The sequence below is a fragment of the Zoogloea sp. LCSB751 genome, from assembly GCF_002028455.1.
Taxonomy (GTDB): Bacteria; Pseudomonadota; Gammaproteobacteria; order Burkholderiales; family Rhodocyclaceae; genus Zoogloea.
This window is the reverse complement of sequence record NZ_MWUM01000497.1, coordinates 1-245: the sequence shown is the minus strand read 5'-3', so window position 1 is coordinate 245 and position 245 is coordinate 1. Positions and strand designations below refer to the sequence as shown.

Annotated in this window: 1 protein-coding gene; it reads right to left on the bottom strand. The window is 62.4% G+C overall.

Going from position 1 to position 245, the window contains the following annotated elements; translation table 11 throughout:
• Window positions 1-29: 29 nt before the first annotated feature.
• The gene (locus B4920_RS31200) at window positions 30-179 is read right to left on the bottom strand and encodes an alcohol dehydrogenase catalytic domain-containing protein (RefSeq protein WP_353852143.1); all 150 of its coding nucleotides are present in this window, start codon (window positions 177-179) and stop codon (window positions 30-32) included.
• Between the last annotated feature and the right edge of the window lie 66 nt (window positions 180-245).

Sequence of the window (245 nt, the reverse complement as noted above, 5' to 3'; positions counted from 1 at the left end):
CGATAAGGTCGGGGCGCCATCGGTGTGAGTCACGGTTGCGCCGTAGTGCCCTCTTTGCACGCCTCGCCATGACCGCAGGCGTCCACCATGCAGCCGACCCCGCCCCGATCGCCTGCCTTGAACCTGTTGACCTGACAGCTGACGGCAACCACCCAACCGATGATTTCATGGCCCGGCACTATGGGATAGCGGGTTCAGCCCCCGTGATTGTGGGCGGCGTACAGATCTGAATGGCATACACCGTA